This window comes from Streptomyces sp. EDA2-14, from assembly GCF_054963755.1.
In genome coordinates this window covers 156,596-172,822 of the sequence record NZ_JBUEGE010000002.1, presented here as the reverse complement: position 1 = coordinate 172,822, position 16,227 = coordinate 156,596, and the positions used below count along the sequence as shown (strand labels likewise).

General features: G+C 71.8%; 14 protein-coding genes. 8 read left to right on the top strand and 6 right to left on the bottom strand.

What is annotated here, in order from left to right:
* Positions 1 to 7 precede the first annotated feature (7 nt).
* Entirely contained in the window at positions 8 to 1,462 is a 1,455-nt protein-coding gene (locus ACY34M_RS07045) for an NCS2 family permease (protein WP_462716452.1), read from the bottom strand.
* 241 nt (positions 1,463 to 1,703) lie between these two features.
* Here ACY34M_RS07045 and ACY34M_RS07040 point away from each other — a divergent pair, with 241 nt between their 5' ends.
* Both ACY34M_RS07040 and ACY34M_RS07035 read left to right on the top strand, forming a co-directional pair.
* Entirely contained in the window at positions 1,704 to 1,988 is a 285-nt protein-coding gene (locus ACY34M_RS07040) for a DUF2530 domain-containing protein (RefSeq protein ID WP_462716453.1), read from the top strand.
* A 30-nt stretch (positions 1,989 to 2,018) separates the two neighbouring features.
* Positions 2,019 to 4,418, top strand: coding sequence for an HAD-IC family P-type ATPase (locus tag ACY34M_RS07035; protein WP_462716454.1), 2,400 nt, complete (start codon positions 2,019 to 2,021; stop codon positions 4,416 to 4,418).
* A 28-nt stretch (positions 4,419 to 4,446) separates the two neighbouring features.
* Here ACY34M_RS07035 and ACY34M_RS07030 read toward each other — a convergent pair whose 3' ends face one another.
* From ACY34M_RS07030 to ACY34M_RS07020, 3 genes are all read right to left on the bottom strand, one after another.
* Positions 4,447 to 5,352, bottom strand: coding sequence for a DUF5707 domain-containing protein (locus tag ACY34M_RS07030; RefSeq protein WP_462716455.1), 906 nt, complete (start codon positions 5,350 to 5,352; stop codon positions 4,447 to 4,449).
* A gap of 162 nt (positions 5,353 to 5,514) precedes the next feature.
* Positions 5,515 to 8,724 carry a sacsin N-terminal ATP-binding-like domain-containing protein gene (locus ACY34M_RS07025; RefSeq protein ID WP_462716456.1) on the bottom strand — a complete coding sequence of 1,070 codons (3,210 nt, stop codon included), beginning with the start codon at positions 8,722 to 8,724 and terminating at the stop codon, positions 5,515 to 5,517.
* 171 nt (positions 8,725 to 8,895) lie between these two features.
* Complete coding sequence (locus ACY34M_RS07020) at positions 8,896 to 9,822, bottom strand: DUF3027 domain-containing protein (RefSeq protein ID WP_462716457.1); 927 nt, start codon at positions 9,820 to 9,822, stop codon at positions 8,896 to 8,898.
* Positions 9,823 to 10,124: 302 nt separating this feature from the next.
* Here ACY34M_RS07020 and ACY34M_RS07015 point away from each other — a divergent pair, with 302 nt between their 5' ends.
* The 4 genes from ACY34M_RS07015 (at position 10,125) to ACY34M_RS07000 (ending at position 13,620) form a co-directional block, all read left to right on the top strand.
* Complete coding sequence (locus tag ACY34M_RS07015; protein WP_462716458.1) at positions 10,125 to 11,528, top strand: MFS transporter; 1,404 nt, start codon at positions 10,125 to 10,127, stop codon at positions 11,526 to 11,528.
* A 78-nt stretch (positions 11,529 to 11,606) separates the two neighbouring features.
* Complete coding sequence (locus ACY34M_RS07010; protein ID WP_462716459.1) at positions 11,607 to 12,086, top strand: DUF2771 domain-containing protein; 480 nt, start codon at positions 11,607 to 11,609, stop codon at positions 12,084 to 12,086.
* A gap of 8 nt (positions 12,087 to 12,094) precedes the next feature.
* Positions 12,095 to 12,751 (top strand): futalosine hydrolase, encoded by a 657-nt coding sequence (locus ACY34M_RS07005; protein ID WP_462716460.1) that lies wholly within the window; start codon positions 12,095 to 12,097, stop codon positions 12,749 to 12,751.
* Positions 12,748 to 13,620 carry a 1,4-dihydroxy-6-naphthoate synthase gene (locus ACY34M_RS07000; RefSeq protein WP_462716461.1) on the top strand — a complete coding sequence of 291 codons (873 nt, stop codon included), beginning with the start codon at positions 12,748 to 12,750 and terminating at the stop codon, positions 13,618 to 13,620. The genes ACY34M_RS07005 and ACY34M_RS07000 overlap by 4 nt, the downstream gene beginning before the upstream one ends.
* 28 nt (positions 13,621 to 13,648) lie before the next feature.
* Here ACY34M_RS07000 and ACY34M_RS06995 read toward each other — a convergent pair whose 3' ends face one another.
* Positions 13,649 to 14,032, bottom strand: a complete 384-nt coding sequence (locus ACY34M_RS06995; protein WP_385769608.1) for a cold-shock protein — start codon at positions 14,030 to 14,032, stop codon at positions 13,649 to 13,651.
* A gap of 197 nt (positions 14,033 to 14,229) precedes the next feature.
* On the opposite strand from ACY34M_RS06995, the gene ACY34M_RS06990 reads away from it, so the two are divergent.
* Positions 14,230 to 14,490, top strand: coding sequence for a hypothetical protein (locus ACY34M_RS06990; protein WP_462716462.1), 261 nt, complete (start codon positions 14,230 to 14,232; stop codon positions 14,488 to 14,490).
* Here ACY34M_RS06990 and ACY34M_RS06985 read toward each other — a convergent pair.
* Positions 14,487 to 15,164 (bottom strand): HAD family hydrolase, encoded by a 678-nt coding sequence (locus ACY34M_RS06985; RefSeq protein ID WP_462716463.1) that lies wholly within the window; start codon positions 15,162 to 15,164, stop codon positions 14,487 to 14,489. The genes ACY34M_RS06990 and ACY34M_RS06985 overlap by 4 nt on opposite strands.
* 99 nt (positions 15,165 to 15,263) lie before the next feature.
* Between ACY34M_RS06985 and ACY34M_RS06980 the strand changes: the two genes are divergently transcribed.
* Entirely contained in the window at positions 15,264 to 16,226 is a 963-nt protein-coding gene (locus ACY34M_RS06980) for an ABC transporter substrate-binding protein (RefSeq protein ID WP_462716464.1), read from the top strand.
* Position 16,227 lies beyond the last annotated feature (1 nt).

Below are 16,227 nucleotides of genomic sequence, written 5' to 3'. Positions count from 1 at the left end.
GCCGTGACTACGTGAGGCCGAGAGCCGGCATCAGGTAGTAGAAGACGAAGACGGCGGAGACCGCGTACATCGCGACCGGCACCTCCTTGGCCCGGCCCGCGACGACGCGCAGCACGGTGAAGGCGATGAAGCCCATGCCGATGCCGTTCGTGATCGAGTACGTGAACGGCATCATCAGCATCGTGATGAACGCCGGGATGGCGATCGTCCAGTCGCCCCAGTCGATGGCCCGGATGCTGCCGGACAGGATCATGAAGCCGACCGCGACGAGCGCGGGCGTGGCCGCCTGGGACGGGACCATCGTGGCGACCGGCGTGAGGAACAGCGCGACCGCGAAGAGCGCGCCGGTGACGACGTTGGCGAAGCCCGTACGGGCACCTTCGCCGACGCCGGCCGTGGACTCCACGAAGCAGGTGGTGGCCGAGGAGGACGAGGCGCCACCGGCGGCGACGGCGATGCCGTCGATGAACAGCACCTTGTTCATGCCGGGCATCTGACCGTGTTCGTCGGTCAGCTTGGCCTCGTCGCTGATGCCCATGATCGTGCCCATCGCGTCGAAGAAGCACGACAGCAGCACGGTGAAGACGAACAGCACGCCGGTGAGGATGCCGACCTTGTGGAAGCCGCCGAACAGGCTGACCTGTCCGACCAGGCTGAAGTCCGGGGTGGAGACCGGGTTGCCGGGCCACTCGGGCACCGTCAGACCCCACGACATCGGGTCGATGTCCGCGAAGGCGTTGATGATCACCGCGACGACCGTCATCACGACGATCGCGAGCAGGATCGCGCCGGGCACCTTGCGCACCATCAGGGCCAGCGTGAGCAGCACCCCGAGCACGAAGACGAGAACCGGCCAGCCGAGCAGATGGCCGCCGGTGCCGAGCTGCAGCGGGACCGTGGTCTGCGCGGCGTCCGGCATCCGGGTCACGAAGCCGGAGTCGACGAGGCCGACCAGCATCACGAACAGGCCGATACCGATCGCGATGCCCTTGCGCAGGCCGAGCGGCACGGCGTTCATCACGCGCTCGCGCAGACCGGTCGCGACGAGCAGCATCACGACGAAGCCCGCGAGGACGACCATGCCCATCGCGTCCGGCCACGACATGCGCGGCGCGAGCTGCAGGGCGACGACGGTGTTCACACCGAGGCCGGCGGCGAGCGCAATCGGCACATTGCCGATGACGCCCATGAGCAGCGTGGTGAACGCGGCAGTGAGCGCGGTCGCGGTGACCAGCTGGCCGTTGTCGAGCTGATGCCCGTACATGTCCTTCGCGCCACCGAGGATGATCGGGTTCAGCACGATGATGTAGGCCATCGCGAAGAACGTGGCGAAACCGCCACGGATCTCACGCGGGACGGTCGAGCCGCGCTCGGTGATCTTGAAGAACCGGTCGAAGCCGTTCTTCGGGGCCGGCGGCGGCGAGTCGTTGACATCGACCGGGGTGGTGGCCGAAGTGGACATGGATGACCTCAGCGGTATTCAGCAGTGAAATGCGGGCGGGGGATTCGTGATCGAGTCTGGTCGTCGGATGGTCACTCGCGGGTTTCCCCGGTGTTCCGCTGGTGTTTCATACGAACAGAAGTGGCCAGACTCAGGCTGTTTCAGTATGAACATATGAGGCCGAATTTGCTATCTCCGCGCGTAGACCCGTGTGGTGCGGGGCTTGTGAGGGATTGTCGGTGGGCCCTCGTAAGCTGTGCACATGGCGAAGTGGATCCCGAAGCACGAGGCACCCGAACCCCTTGAGGGGCCCGTGGTCGCCACCATCACCGGTGGCACGATCCTCTGGTTCGTCCTCTTCCTCGTGCAGCTGCCGTTCTACGGCTGGTTCGAGGACCACGGGACCACCTGGTGGGTGTGGTGCTGCCTGGCCGGCGCCGGACTCGGCCTCATCGGCATCTGGTACGTCCGGGGGCGCGACGCCGCGCTCAAGCGGGCCGCCGCGGAGGCGGCCACGGACCGTGAGGTTCCGACCCCCGAGGGGTAATACCCCGAAATCGCCCGTACCGTCGTTTTCATGACGCACATCGACGCGGGAGCCGAACTCGATCCGGCCCAGCCGGAACCGGTGCCGGCGCGGGCGGCGGGCCTCACCCGGGCCGAGGTCGCCGAGCGGGTCGCGCGCGGCGAGGTGAACGACGTCCCCGTGCGCAGCTCGCGGTCCGTCGCGGACATCGTGCGGGCCAACGTCTTCACCCGGTTCAACGCGATCATCGGCGTGCTCTGGGTGATCATGCTCTGCGTCGCGCCGATCCAGGACAGCCTCTTCGGCTTCGTGATCCTGGCCAACACCGGGATCGGCATCATCCAGGAGTGGCGGGCCAAGCAGACCCTGGACTCGCTCGCCGTGATCGGCGAGGCCCGGCCGACGGTGCGCCGCGACGGGGTCGCCGTCGCCCTCTCCACCTCCGAGATCGTGCTCGGCGACCTCATCGAGATCGGCCCCGGCGACAAGATCGTCGTGGACGGGAGCTGCGCCGAGGCCGACGGCCTGGAGATCGACGAGTCGCTGCTGAGCGGCGAGGCCGACCCGGTCCTCAAGCAGCCGGGCGACCAGGTCATGTCGGGCTCCTTCGTGGTCGCGGGCGGCGGCGCGTTCACCGCGACGAAGGTCGGGCACGAGGCGTACGCGGCGCAGCTCGCCGAGGAGGCGAGCCGGTTCACGCTCGTCCACTCCGAGCTGCGCAGCGGCATCTCCACGATCCTCAAGTACGTCCAATGGATGATGATCCCGACCGCGCTCGGCCTGGTCGTCAGCCAGCTCGTCGTCAAGGAGAACGACCTCAAGGACTCCGTCGCCCGCACCGTCGGCGGCATCGTGCCGATGGTCCCCGAGGGCCTCGTCCTGCTCACCTCCGTCGCCTTCGCGATCGGCGTCATCCGGCTCGGCCGCAAACAGTGCCTGGTGCAGGAGCTGCCCGCGATCGAGGGCCTGGCCCGCGTCGACACGGTCTGCCTCGACAAGACGGGCACGCTCACCGAGGGCGGCATGGACGTCCAGGAGCTGCGGCTGCTCGACGACAGCGACGAGACGTACGTACGGAAGGTGCTCGGCGCCCTCGGCGAGTCCGACCCGCGGCCCAACGCCTCCCTCCAGGCGATCATCGACGCCTACCCGGACAGCGAGGACTGGCGCTGCGTCGAGGCGCTGCCGTTCTCCTCCGCCCGCAAGTACAGCGGCGCCGCGTTCAGCGAGGGCAACGGGACGGGCAGCGCGTGGCTGCTCGGGGCGCCGGACGTGCTGCTGCCCGCGGGCGACCCGGCCCTCGCCGACACCGAGGAGCTCAACCAGCAGGGGCTGCGCGTCCTGCTGCTCGCCCGCGCACCCGAGGGCCTGGAGGGCGAGGGCGTGGTGGCCGGCGCCGAACCGACCGCCCTGGTCGTCCTCGAACAGCGCCTGCGCCCCGACGCCGGCGACACCCTCCACTACTTCGCCGAGCAGGACGTCCGGGCCAAGGTCATCTCCGGTGACAACGCGGTGTCGGTGGGCGCCGTCGCCGCGAAACTGGGGCTCACGGGCGCCGAGAACACCGTCGACGCCCGCACGCTGCCCAAGGAACCGGCCGAACTGGCCGACGCGCTCGACGAGGGCACCGTGTTCGGCCGTGTGACGCCGCAGCAGAAGCGGGACATGGTGGGCGCGCTCCAGGCCCACGGCCACACCGTCGCGATGACCGGCGACGGCGTCAACGACGTGCTGGCGCTGAAGGACGCCGACATCGGGGTGTCGATGGGCTCGGGCTCGGAGGCCACCCGTGCGGTCGCCCAGATCGTGCTGCTCAACAACTCGTTCGCGACGCTGCCCTCAGTGGTCGCCGAGGGCCGCCGCGTCATCGGCAACATCACGCGCGTCGCGACCCTCTTCCTGGTCAAGACCGTCTACTCGGTGCTGCTCGCCCTGCTCGTGGTCTGCTTCCAGGTCGAATACCCCTTCCTGCCAAGGCACTTGACGCTCCTGTCCACCCTGACGATCGGCGTCCCCGCGTTCTTCCTGGCCCTCGCGCCCAACAAGGAGCGGGCCCGCCCGCACTTCGTCCGCAGGGTGATGCGGTACGCGATTCCCGGCGGGGGCGTCGCCGGGATCGCCACGTTCGTGATGTACCTGATCGCCCGGCACTACTACGCGGGTTCGGACGCGCTCTCCGCCGAGACCAGCTCGGCGACGCTGACGCTGTTCCTGATCTCGATGTGGGTGCTCGCGATCATCGCCCGGCCGTACACGTGGTGGCGGATCGGGCTCGTGGCGGCGATGGCGTTCGGCTTCCTGCTGGTCCTGGTCGTGCCGTGGCTGCAGGACTTCTTCGCGCTGAAGCTGGTGGGGTCCGTGATGCCGTGGACGGCAGTCGGGGTGTCCGTGGTCGCGGCGGTCGTCCTGGAGTTCCTGTGGAAGTCGGTCGGCCGCCGCTTCCCGGCGTGACGCGTACGTCGCTCCGGGGCCTACGGGGTCAGTTCACGTCGACGTAGTCGCTCGTCGACGTCACGGCCGGGGTCGTGGACGTCCCCGCGAACTTGTAGCGGAAGTAGCCGTCGGCGGACGCCGTGACCGTGGTCGAGAGCTGGCCGTAGACCGAGGAGGTCCGGTACTGCGTGGTGACGGTCTTGACGTTGGAGTACGTGCTGACCGTCTTCTTGCGGTACTGCAGGGTCACCGCCTGCTTGGTGTAGCCCATGTACTTGCCGGTGTCCCAGTTGGCGCGGCTCAGCAGGCCCTTGACCGTGAGGGTCTTGCCCTTCTTGACGGGCTCGGGGGTGGCGTTGGTGGTGAGCTTCGCGTAGCGCTTGGTGCTGTAGCTCTTGGCCTTCTCCCGGATCGTGTAGTCGTAGTCCTTGGCCTGCACGCCCGCGTAGACCTTCCAGGAGCCGGCGTCCGTGTTGAACAGGTTCAGCGGGTCGACGGTGAAGCTCTGGGTGCAGGTCGACGTGGTGGCGCTGACGGTCTTGCAGACGGTGGCGCCCTCCGCCTCGTTCGGCAGGGCGCCGGTGTTGGAGGAGTCCAGGTCGGCGCCGTGGTAGACGAGCGCGTACGCCGAGGTGTTGTCGATGCCGGAGTCGTCGGTGGCCGTGAAGGTCACCTTGAAGTTGGCCTTGGCGGAGATGCCGAGGACGACGTCCTTGCCGCCGTGGACGACGACGTTCGAGATCTTGGTGTCGCCGACCTGATCGTCGTAGCCGGAGGTGGCGGCGAACGTGGAGGCACGCGGGGCCGCGTGGCCGGCCTTGAACGCGGCGGCCTGCTGAGCGGCCGCGGTGCTCAGCGGGTTCTCGGCCGCCTGCGCGGCAGGCACGGCGAATGCGGTGAGGGCCAGGGCGCCGGAAACCGTCACGGCGGCCGCGGTGGCACGAATGCGCATGTGTTCCCCATGGTGGAGAAGGGGCCCTCGGTACTGGTGATGTCACGCGGGCCCAAGTGGTCTAGGGGTCTGTTGACCCGCCAGATAGACCACCGACCCGCGTGACTGGTTGTACAGAAGTTGACTTTTCTGTGGGCGACTCGCGGAGCCCGCGTGTGCGGGTCAGTCGAACCAGCGGTCCCGCGCCAGCTCCGCCGTCCGCGACGGGTCCTCGAGGAGCGCCGCGACCTCGAACCGCCGGGGCCACTGCCCCGCCGCCCACGCAAGCCCCGCCGCGACCCCCTCCAGCGTCGCCGCGTGCACGACCCCGTCGGGCCCGCGCCGCCAGTCGACCTCCACGTCGGAGACGTACAGCTCCTCGTGCTCGACGTACGAGGCCGGGGTCGCGGGTCCGAGCAGGACGCGGACGGATTCGGGCACGTCGTGCACGTCGCCGCCCTCGATCGCCCCGGCGTCCACGACCTCGCCGAGACGGCGCACCTGGAACAGCTCGGCGAGGTGCGCGGCCTTCGCCGGGGCGACCGGGAGGAGCGCGCGGCCCTCGGTGAGCGGGATCAGGTCGGGGGCGTCGGCGACGACGGCGTCGCGGGCGTCGACGACCACCACCTCGCCGTCCCGGACGGCGCGCAGCTCGTCGGGCAGGGTGACCTGTTCGGGGTCGAGATCGGCCAACCTGCCGTAGAGGGCGTGCAGTTGAGCGGCGTCGACCGGGCGGTCGGGGTCGGCGAGACGGTCGAGGAGTTCGGCGGCGCCGCCGGGCTCGTCGAGCAGCGCGGCCACCGAGGTGCGGACGCCGAGGGCACGCAGCACCTGCTCGTCGTCGAAGCCGGCCGCGTCGGCGGGCTCGTACAGGCCGACGAGCAGCGGGTCCCCGCCCTCGGCGCGCAGTCCGGCCGGGCGGCGGCCGTCGAGGACCGGGTTCCCGCGCAGCCACCAGGCCGTGTACGGGCGGACGAGCTCGTGCGTGCCGTCGGGCAGCAGGATGCGGACCGGCTGGGTGAGCGCGTCGCGCAGCGGCGGCTGCGACAGCAGGGCGAGCGCCTGCGGCCAGCGGTCCTCGTCGACGAGGTCCAGGTCGCGTACGGCGATCAGCTCGGTGGCGACCGGCGGTACGGGAGTGTCCGGCAGCTGGTCGAGCACGTCCTCGCACCACACGTCGACGGCGTCGAGGAGCCCCGCGTCGTCCGGCTCGGGGAAGTCGCTGTCGCGCGGTTCGAGTTCGTCCGGGTCGAGGACGACGTCGGTGGCGCGGACGAGGGCGAAGGTGGCGAGCACACCGCAGGCGGCGAGCGGCGCCTGTCCCCAGCGCTCGGCCACGTCCGCGTCCACGTACGGCAGTTCGTCCTCGCGCAGGACGTCGGCGATGGGGCTGCCGGGGAGTACGAGTTCGGCGGCGGGGGCGAGTTCGCCCTCGTCGTCGGGGAGGGCGAGGGCACCGAGCCACGGCTCGTCGCCGACGTCGAGGTGGGCGTCGCGGACGAGGGTGAGGACGACGTCGGCCAGTTCGTCGGCGTCCAGGGCGTTCTCGTCGTCCCAGGCGGCCGCCTCGTCGTCGAGGGAGGCGGCGACCGCGGCGCGCACCTGCGGGGTCCGCAGGACGGACCTCGGGGTGGCGGGCAGGGCGCCCAGCTTCTCCAGGAGCGGGTGGGCGGCGTCGGCGTGCGCGACCTTGAGGCCGAGCCGGGCGAGCGCGTCGCCCGCGACGGCCGAGGCCTCGGCGGAGGGCAGGAGGACCTGGCGCGGACCGATGGTGGTGCGGCCACCGGCGAGCGGCACGGGCAGCCCGCTGAGCCGGTCCGGGTCGACACCGGCGAGCGACTCGTACAGCCGCCGCCACCAGCCCGGCTCCTTCTCCAGACCGGCGAGCCGGTCGATCGCCTCGGTCAGCGGGACGCGGGCGACGCCCAGCGTCCGGAGTTCCACGCGCCGTTCGAGCCCCGCGGGCAGCAGGCTCGGCAGCACGTCGGCGAGGACCCGTACGGTGTCGGCGCCCGCGCCCTCGACGACCTCGGCGTCGCGCGGCTTGAGGACGGCGGGCCGGTCCTCGTCGTCGCCCGGTTCGACGGCCGGGGGCAGGAACGCGGTGCGCGGCAGCCGCTCCAGGACGGCGGCGCGCAGGGCCCCGTCCAGCTCGCTCTTGCCGAGCGGTCCGGGTACGAGGTCGAGGATGCCGGTGCCGACCGGGCGCCAGCCTTCGAGCAGTTCGGCGTAGGCGTCGGCGGCGCGTTCGGTGAGGAAGTCGGTGAGCGGTCCGGGCGCGACGTGCCGCCGCGCCGTGTCCAGCGGGAACGAGGCGATGAGCAGCGCCGGCACCCCGAGCGCCTCGTCGCTCGGCGTGGGCGCGTACAGGACGGGTTCGCTGCGCGGCCGCTGCGGAGCCCCGTCGGCGCCGACCGGAACGGCCCAGGTCACGGACCAGTGCGGCCGCAGCCGCTCCTCGACGGGCCGGTCGACGAGCAGGGCGGGAGCGAGAGGCCCGCTCCGGGTGACGATGCGGTAGCGCCCTTCAAGCCCCGCAGACGAGCCGCCTTCACGCCCCCCTTCAAGCCCCTGCGGCGATTGAGCAGCGGGGTCCGGGGCAGAGCCCCGAGAGCGCAACCCCGTGTCGGCGATCACGACATAGGGCGCCTCGTCAGAGCGACGCAAGGTCCGCGTACCGGCCTCCGTCGAGATCACGACCTCCGTCAACCCCGGCAGCGCGAGGAGAAGCGTGTCGTCCACCCCGTCCAACAACCGCGCGGCCAGCGCCTCCGCCGCGGCATCCCGCAACGGAAGGATGACCACCGTGTCGTACGGCTCAGGGGCGGAGCCCTCCGCCGCGAAGGGCAGCCGCAGCAGCGGCACATGACCGTCCCGGCGGCGCAGCTCGTCACCGAGGCCGGGGCTGCGCAGCGCGGTGTCGGACGCGGCGAGCCGCGCGTCCGTCAGCGACCAGCGCACGCCACCGGTCCTGCCGACCACCGCGGGCTCGTCGGAGACCGCGAGCACGGCGGCGAAGCCGACGCCGAACCGGCCCACCGCGCCGTCCGTGTCCTCGCGCTTGGCGGACGCCCGCAGCGTGGACAGCGATTCGACGCCCGCCTCGTCCAGCGGGGCGCCGGTGTTGGCGGCGGCGAGCACGCCGTCCTTCAGGGTGAGCGCGAGACGGCCCTCGACACCGGCCCGCGCGGCGGCGTCCGCCGCGTTCTGGGCGAGTTCGACGACGAGGCGGTCGCGGTAGCCGCCGAGTGCGAGGTCCTCCTCGGCGTTGGCGTCCTCCCGGAACCGGGCGGCGCTGCCGGCCCACGCCTCCAGCACGGTGTGGCGCAGCCGCGCGGTGTCGAAGGGGTCGACACCCTCCGGTGCCGGGCGCGCGATTCTGCTGACGCTCACGGGTGACTCCTCTGGGGCGGGCGGGCGTGATCGGCCGAACCGTATCGCGCAGGGTTCCCAGCGGAGCCGTCAGCATGCACCGCACCGTGGTCGACGCCCCGGGGCTCCGCCCCGGACCCCGCTGCTCAAACGCCGCAGGGGCTGATTTTGCCCACCCGGGCCCGAAGGGACCTACGAGTGGCCCAGGTCGTCCGCGTCGCCGGAGGCAACCGCTCCTACCGAACCGGCGTCCGCGTCGGGGCGCAGGGGGAGGACGTCGACCACCGTCTCGTCGATCACCGGCGGCGCCGGCCGCGGCGCCTTCGGCATGACGGCCGCCTCGGAGTGGCCCCCGCACCCGTACGACAGGGACACGACATGCCCGTCCGCGGACGAGAACTCGTTGGCACAGACACCGAAGGCCTGGCCGAGCGAACCGCCGATCTTCGCGAGGAAACCGCAGGAGACACAGGTGGCGGGGGCCGCCTGCGCCATGGGGGTCTTCGACCCGTAGGACTCCTCCCAGCGGTCGGCCGCGACATGCAGCCCGTACCGGGAGAGCACCCGCGCCCGGCGCATGCCCAGTTCCTCGGCGACCGACGCGATCGAGCCACGGGAGGGGGCGACCGGCAGCGTCCCGACCGGTCCCTCGGTGACCTCGGCGTCCTCCGCCTCGACGAGCTCGGCCATGTCCTCGGACACGGGAGAGTTCGGCGGCGGCCCGTCGTCGCCGGTGTAGCCGGGCTCCAGGCGCAGATCGTCGGCCTCGGTCGGCAGCAGATCGCCCGGCCCGAGGTCGCCGGGGCGCAGCCGCTCGCTCCACGGCACCCACTCGGGCGCGAGGAGGGCGTCGGGGCCCGGCAGCAGGACGACCTCGTCGAGCGTCACGTACTTGGCACGGGAGGCGCGGGCCACCGTCGCGGCCCAGCGCCAGCCCCTGTAGCCGAACTCCTTGCACTCGAAAAGATGCGTGACGACGCGGTCGCCCTCGACGACCATCTCGACGTGCTCGCCGACCACACCGGGTGCCGCGGCCTCCTCGGCCGCGGCCCGGGCGATGTCCACCGCCTCGGCGCACAGGCGGTCCGGGGTGCGGCTTCGCGTTGTCGCTGCGCTCACAGGTATCGCTTCTCTCCTACGCCGTCTCACGAGTGCGCCGTCCTGTGTGCGGGAGCGCGGGCGGAGCGGACCGGAGGGCCGCGTCGACGTCCGCGCCCGACGTTCCGGGCGCACCTACGCCATCCATTCTGCGGGATGGCCGAGAGGCGCGCGGCCGAGAACAACCGCCGCGGGCGCGCTACGCACGCTACCTCGTCTGACGCCCTGCGCCCACACCGACGTACGAGGCGCACCTGGCCGGAAAGCCGACCGGAGTGTCCATAACGGCACTAGTACCCCCGAACAAGGGGCACCATGGCTGCGTGGCTGCCGGTAGGTCGTCGTTCAAGTCGTCGTCGGGTTCGTCGTCGCGCGCGTCGGACTCGCCGACACTCGTTCGCAAAATCGGCCGGGCCCTGCACCTCCCTTTCACCGGCACCGCACGCGGTATCCGCAAAGCGACGCACGCGCACGGCGCGGGCGAGTCGGGGCTCGGAAAGCTGATCGAGCTGCACGCGGTGAACGGCGCCGGCGATGTCATGATCACGGTCGCCCTCGCCTCCACGGTGTTCTTCTCCGTGCCGACGGACGAGGCGCGCGGGCGGGTCGCGCTGTACCTGGCGATCACCATGGCCCCGTTCGCCCTCCTCGCCCCCGTCATCGGCCCGCTGCTCGACCGGGTCCCGCACGGGCGGCGTGCCGCGATGTCCGCGTCGATGCTGGCGCGGGCGCTGCTCGCGCTGGTCCTCGCGGGCGCCGTGGCCGGCGGCGGCCTCCAGCTGTATCCGGCGGCGCTCGGCGTCCTCGTCGCATCCAAGGCGTACGGGGTGGTGCGCTCGGCGGTCGTGCCGCGCCTGCTCCCACCCCGCTTCTCCCTGGTGAAGGCGAACTCGCGGGTCACGCTCGGCGGGCTCCTCGCCACGGGCGCCGCGGCGCCGGTCGGGGCGGGCCTCCAGGCGATCGGGCCGCGCTGGCCGCTGTACGGGGCCTTCGTGCTCTACGTGTGCGGGGCCCTCCTGTCGTACTCGATGCCGCACAAGGTGGACTCGGCGCGGGGCGAGAGCAAGGCGCTGCTCGCGGCGGACGAGGCGCATCTGCACGGGCCGGTGAAGCGGCGGCGGAGACCAGGACTGCGGACGGTCGGCCCGGCCGTCACCCACGCGCTCGCCGCCAACGCCACGCTGCGCTGTCTGTCCGGCTTCCTCATCTTCTACCTGGCGTTTCTGCTGCGCGAGCACCCGCTGACGGGGCAGAGCGCGGCGGTCTCGCTCGGCCTTGTGGGCGTGTCGGCGGGGGCGGGGAACGCGCTGGGCACGGCGGTCGGGGCGTGGCTGAAGGCGCGGGCCCCCGAGGTCATCATCGTGACGGTGGTGGCGGTGGTGCTCGGCGTGGCGGTCGTCTCGGCCGTCTTCTTCAGCGCGTTCATGACGGCGTGCCTGGCCGCGGTCGCCGGGTTCGCGCAGGCGCTGGCCAAGCTGTCGCTCGACGCGACGATCCAGCGGGACGTACCGGAGGCGGTGCGCACCTCGGCGTTCGCCCGTTCGGAGACATTGCTGCAGATGGCGTGGGTGCTGGGCGGGGCGATCGGGATCGCGCTGCCGCTGAACGGGGTGCTGGGGCTGAGTGTCGCGGCGGCGATCGTGGCGGCGGGCTGGCTGTCCACGGTACGCGGCCTGCTGTCGTCGGCACGGCACTCCGGGCCTTCGCACCGGGCACGCGTTGCGTAGGCACTGTCTTCACGGCGCAAACGCGACACCCGCTCCCCCACTCGGAGCGGGACCGGTGGGGCCAGATAGCCTTCCGCCATGACCTCCCAGCGTTTCGCCCAGCGCCACCGCCGCGCCGCTGCCGCCGTCGGTGTCGTCGGCGCCGGACTGCTCGTCCTCTCCGCCTGCGACAAGCCGACTCCGCTGGCCACCGTCACGGTGGACCGCAACTCGGTGAACTCCGAGGCCACCTGCTACAACGACGGCGACGCCCTGAAGCCGTCCGCGCTGCAGGACTGCCTGAAGGACGCCAAGGACGCCGAGTCCATCAAGGTGGACCCGGACGCCACGGTCCGCTTCGGTGTCGACCCGGAGATCGCGGACAAGGGCTGGACGCTCCTGATGAACGGGCAGCCGCTCACGGACTCCAGCAAGAAGACCTACCGCACCGTTCCGGGCAGCGTCTTCTTCAACCAGCAGTACGGCGCCTCCGGCTCCGCGACGACCGTCACGATCCTGTCGGGCGGCAACTCCAAGGCGTACGGCATGTGGTCGTTCAAGCTCGAGAAGGACTCCTGACCCGCACCATGGCTCCACGCGTACTGATCGCCACCGCCGTCCCGGCCGAACGGGACGCGGTGGCGGGCGCGCTGCAGAACCACCCCACGCTTGATGTCGTGGCGGTCGGCGTGGGCCCCGCCGCGGCAGCGGCCGGCACCGCGACCGCGCTCACCAGGGCCGAACTCGCGGGCACCCCGTACACGCTGGTCGTCTCGGCCGGCATCGGCGGCGGCTTCACGGCCCCGCCCGGCACGGTCCTCATCGCGGACGCGATCACCGTCGCCGACCTGGGCGCCGAGACCGCCGAGGGCTTCGTCCCGGTCACCGAGCTCGGCTTCGGCACCGTCACCCACACGCCGCCCGAGTCCCTCGTACGAGAGCTGGCCACCGCCTCCTCCGCCGCCGTCGGCGCCGTACTCACCGTCTCCACGGTCACCGGCACCGCCGACCGCGCCGCGCTGCTCGCCCAGCGCCACCCCGGCGCCGTGGCCGAGGCGATGGAGGGCTTCGGCGTCGCCGAGGCCGCCGCCGCGCACGGGATCCCGGTGGCCGAGATACGCGCCGTCTCCAACGCCGTCGGCCCCCGCGACCGCGACGCCTGGCGGATCGCTGACGCGCTCGCCGCGCTGGCCTCCGCCTTCGGGAAGACGGCGCCCGTACTGGAGAGTTGGAAGAACACATGACCGACACCGCAGCGGGGGCCGAGCCCACCCGCATCGCCTTCTCGCCCTGCCCGAACGACACCTTCGTCTTCGACGCCTGGGCCCACGGCCGCGTCCCCGGCGCCCCCGCGCTCGACGTGACGTTCGCCGACATCGACATCACCAACGGCGTCGCCGAGCGCCGCGAGGACACGTACGACCTCCTGAAGGTGAGCTACGCGGTCCTGCCGTACGTCCTCGACGACTACGCGCTGCTGCCGTGCGGCGGCGCGCTCGGCCGGGGCTGCGGCCCGCTGGTCCTGACCCGCGAGCCGGGCGTGGACCTCTCCGACAAGCGCGTCGCGGTGCCGAGCGAGACCTCCACCGCCTATCTGCTGTTCCGGCTCTGGGCGGCCGACGTCGTGCCCGGCGGCGGGGTCGGCGAGATCGTCGTCATGCCGTTCCACGAGATCATGCCCGCCGTGCGCGACGGCAAGATCGACGCCGGGCTCGTCATCCACGAGGCCCGCTTCACGTACCAGAACTACGGCCTGCACAAGCTCGCCGACATGGGCGAGCACTGGGAGGCCACGACGGGCCTGCCGATCCCGCTCGGCGCGATCATCGCCCGCCGCTCGCTGGGCGCCGACACGCTGCGCGCCTACGCGGACGCCGTGCGCACCTCGGTACGGATGGCCTGGGACGACCCCGAGACCAGCCGCCCGTACGTCATGGACCACGCGCAGGAGATGGACCCGGCCGTCGCCGACCAGCACATCGGCCTGTACGTCAACGAGTTCACGGCCGACCTCGGCGAGGACGGCTATGCGGCGATCCGCGGTCTGCTGACCCGGGCCGCCGCCGAGGGCCTGGTACCGGCGCTCGCGCCGGACGCGCTGTCCTTCCCTTAGTGGTCGGCCGCGGTCGGCGGACCCGGACTCAGACGTCCAACTGGTCCGCCACCGCCCGCAACAGACCGGCGATCTTCTTGCCCGCCGTCTTCTCCGGGTAGCGGCCGCGCTCCAGCATCGGTGTGATGTTCTCCAGCAGCGTCGTCAAGTCCTGGACGATCGAAGCCAATTCGTCCGGCTTGCGGCGCTGCGCCGCCGCGATCGACGGCGTCGGGTCGAGAATGGTGACGGAGAGCGCCTGGTCGCCGCGCTGACCGGCGACCACCCCGAACTCCACCCGCTGGCCGGGCTTGAGGGCGTCCACGCCTGCGGGAAGTACGGAGGAATGCACGAAGACGTCACCGCCGTCGTCGCGGGAGAGGAAGCCGAAGCCCTTCTCGCTGTTGAACCACTTGACCTTGCCGGTAGGCACGTGAAGTCCTCGTCCTCGAAACTGAAGAAAACGCTGGGATACAGGGTCTGGATAGCAGGACAGCGGGCCGTGGTCCGACCCGCCGTCACCAAGACTATTGCTCTCGGGGCCGGTGACAAGATGTCGCCTGAGGGTTCGCTCTCCGCTCCGTGCTTGGCCCCTGTTTGTCTCTCTGCGCTGGGAACTACCCTGGCTGGGTGCGCGACAAAACCCAAGCCGATTCCGCGGCGGCCGAGACCGGCCCCGGCGACGGCCTCGTGAAAGCCGGCGGCATCGTCTTCATCGTGGGGGCGATCGCCACCCTCGTCACGGTGGCCCCGCTGTTCCTCCACACCGACCCGTTCCCGCCCATCGCGTACGCGGTGTGCATGCTGATGGGCGTCGGGTTCCTCATCGCCGCGGCCGGGGTGCTGCGCGGCGTCGCGGCGCAGCGCCGTGCGGCGCGCTCGGCGACCTAGGCCTGGTCGGCCCGGTCCTTGACGTAAGCCGCCAGCCAGGCCGGGAACGCGGTCAGGTCCTTCAGCACCACGTCGGCGCCCGCCTCCCGCAGTTCGGCGGCGTCGCACGGACCCGTCGTCACGCCCACGGACAGCGCGTCCGCGGTGCGTGCCCCGCGTACGTCGCCGGTGTGGTCTCCGACGTAGACGCTCGCGCCGTGCTCGCGCAGCGCGTGGCCCTTGCCCTCCGCCCACAGGTCGCCGATCACGGCGTCCGCCTCGATGCCGAGGTGGGCCAGGTGCAGCTTGGCGTTCGGCTCGTACTTGGCGGTGACGACGATGGCCCGGCCGCCCGCCGCGTGCACGGCCGCGATGGTCTCGCGCACGCCCGGCATCAGCAGCGTCGGCTCGATCCCGTATGTGGGATACATCTCACGGTAGCGGTCGGCCATGGCCGGGATCTGCTCCGGCGGGCACCAGTGCGCCAACTCGTCGGTCAGCGGCGGCCCCAGACGCGAGACGATCAGGTCCGCGTCGATCCGCATCCCGGTCTCCTCGGACAGCGCGACCCAGGTGGCGCGGATGCCGGGCCGCGAGTCGATCAGCGTCATGTCGAGATCGAAGCCGACCGTGGGGCCGGAGGCCGGGGCAGGGGACGGGGACGTGGGGTCTTCGTGGGGAGCCATGGGATTCATTCTGCCTCCACGGCCTCGGCCGCCTCGAAGCCGATCCGTACGGGGCCCTGCGCGGTGACGGGTTCCCCGCAGGCGGTCCCAAGGGCACCATGGGCGCTCATGAACCACACCCGCCTCACCCTCGGTGCCGTGATCGCCCTCGCGCTCACCCTCTCCGCCTGCGGCGCGGACGACGACGGAAGCGCCGCCAAGCCCGCCGCCAAGGCCACCGGCAGCCACACGGTGAACACCGCCATGGGCGACGTAAAGGTCAAGAACGCTCCGAAGCGGGTGGTCGTCCTCGACGCCGCCGGGCTCGACTCGGCGATCAGCCTCGACGTACGGCCCGTGGGGGCGACCGGGGCCGGCGCCGAGCAGGCCTTCCTCTCGTACCTGCCCGCGTCGAAGACCCGCGGCATCACCCGGGTCGGCGAGGCGGACAAACCCGACCTCAAGAAGATCGCCGCGCTCGAGCCCGACCTGATCCTCGGCGACAAGGCCCACGACGGCCGGCTCTACAAGCAGCTCAGCGCCCTCGCCCCCACCGTCCTGACCGGGGCCGCGGACCACGCCTGGAAGCGGAACTTCCTCGTGCACGCCGACGCGCTCGGCGAGCAGGCGCGGGCCAAGCAGGTGGCCGCCACGTACAAGGACCACGTCGCCGCCGTCACCAAGGCCGTCGGCGGGGCGCGCGCGGCGGCGCGGACCGAGGTCAACGTCATCCGGTTCGTCGCGAACTCCGACATCCGCGTCTACGGCAAGCGGAACCCCGTCGGCACGATCCTGGCCGACGTCGGCCTCGGCCGCCCCGCGTTCACGGCCCGGGCCGGAAACGGCGTCTCGTACGGAGTGGGCGCCGAGCAGATCGGCGCGGCGGACGCGGACGCCATCTTCACGTCCACGTACGGGAATCCGGGCCTGGCCCAGGTCACGGAGGCGACCACGAGCGGCCAGTGGCGCGGCATCAGGGCGGTACGGGACAGCCGGGTCTACAACGTCGACGACGAACTGTGGATGCAGGGCGTCGGCTACACGGCGGCGAACCAGATCCTGTCGGAGCTGGAGTCGGACCTCGCGGAGTGAG